Genomic DNA, 1,823 nt, shown 5'->3' on the forward strand with positions numbered 1-1,823 from the left:
TCACCCCCTCCTACTCGATTACTGTTTCAATTTCAAAATCATATCTTCATCCGGCGTGACGTAAACGGTCTGCTGCTGTTCATAAATCACGAACCCAGGCTTGGCCCCTGCAGGTTTCTTTACATGGCGCACCTTGGTAAAGTCGACAGGAACTGAGCTGGAATTCCGTGCTTTGCTGAAGTAGGCGGCAATCTGTGCTGCTTCGAGAATCGTTTCTTCAGATGGCTCTTTACTGCGGATGACTACATGCGATCCCGGGATATCCTTTGTGTGGAGCCATATTTCATCACGGGCAGCTACCTTGTTTGTTAGGTAATCATTTTGTTTATTATTTTTTCCGACTAGGATTTCTGTATCATCGGAAGAGCGATATTTTTCAAGAAGCGGTTTTAAGTTTTGCTTGTTTTTATTCCCCTTTTTCTGGCGGGCGCGGATATATCCGCCCTCAATCAATTCTTCCCTGATCTCCTCAATATCCTTTGGTGAAGCGGCTTCAACCTGCTGAAGGAGAGTATCGAAATAGGAAACCTCAGCTCTGGCTATTTCTATTTGTTCTTTTACAATATTGACGGATTTCTTCGCCTTTTGATACTTTGTGAAGTATCTTTGGGCATTTTCCGAAGGTGTTTTCCTGGGCTCCAGCGGAATCGTGATGGATGCACCATCTTCGTCATAATAATTAACGACGGTAATCTCCTTCATGCCCTTTTTTACGATAAAGATGTTAGCGGTCAGCAGCTCTCCATATAATTGGAACTGTTCCGCCTTTTGTGCATCTTCAAGAGTTTTTTCGAGCTTTAAGATTTTCTTCTCATTCTTTTCTTTCTCATTAGCGATCAGACGCTCTAGATCATTGCCCTGCTGCTTGACGCGGTCACGTTCCGCCTTGCCAAAATAATAACGGTCTAGCAAGCTGCTGAGCGAATCAAAGGATTTTACATCACCCTTTAAATGTTCGAGCGGTAACAGGTAAAAGGCTTCTTTATTACTGCCATTAGTAATGGAAGGTTTGTAGTTGTGTTCTCTGAACTCACTCATCACGGAGATGAAGGTCTTTGGAAGGGTTGTACGGTTTGCCAGGCCAGCTTTAAAAACTATTTCCCTTGCCAATATCGGTGACACTCCAGCAAAATTTGAAACTAGCTGTTTATCGAGTTTGCCAGCATTAAAATCGATTGCTCTTAGTACATCTTCTTCCTTGGCTTCAAAAGGGTTCGTTTTCTCCTGTTGAGGAGGGAAGACATACTCTTGCCCGGGCATGATGGCCCTGTGTGTATTCACGGCAAATGAAACATGCTTGATGCTATCGAGAATCATGTTTCTTTGTTTATCGACGATGATAATGTTGCTGTGGCGTCCCATGATTTCAACAATCAACTGCTTGTAGGATATATCGCCGATTTCATTTCTTCCCTTTATTTCAAAAATAATCATCCGGTCCAGGCCGGCCTGTTGGATGTCTTCTATAATGGACCCTTCAAGGTGCTTGCGCAGAAGCATACAGAACATTGGTGGTTCGTTAGGGTTATCATATTGCTCGTTTGTGATTTGGACTCTGGCGTAGCTCGGGTGAGCAGACAATAGCAGCTTATGGTTAACGCCGTTTGCCCTCACAGCCAGTATAATTTCATTTTTATATGGCTGGTGAATTTTATTGATTCGTCCTCCTTTAAGAAGGGAGGAAAGTTCGTTTGTGATGGCTCTTGTAAACAATCCGTCAAATGACATATTAAATACATCCTTTTCTATTTATCTAAAGCCTTGTCGGGGCTGATCAAGGCGCTTCCGCTTTTATAGTGTCCAGCTGCGGCTCCTAACTCCTC

1 protein-coding gene is annotated in these 1,823 nt (G+C 43.4%); it reads right to left on the reverse strand.

Translation table 11 applies throughout. The features are described from left to right. Positions 1–18: 18 nt before the first annotated feature. The gene (locus tag J7E32_RS00005) at positions 19–1,728 is read right to left on the reverse strand and encodes an Rqc2 family fibronectin-binding protein (RefSeq protein ID WP_214901841.1); all 1,710 of its coding nucleotides are present in this window, start codon (positions 1,726–1,728) and stop codon (positions 19–21) included. Positions 1,729–1,823 lie beyond the last annotated feature (95 nt).

The organism is Bacillus sp. ISL-55 (genome assembly GCF_018613155.1).
GTDB lineage: Bacteria > Bacillota > Bacilli > Bacillales > Cytobacillaceae > Mesobacillus.

Coding starts and splice junctions, on each gene's coding strand:
- J7E32_RS00005 (WP_214901841.1), bottom strand. CDS start 1,728: ATGTCATTTGACGGATTGTTTACAAGAGCCATCACAAACGAACTTTCC.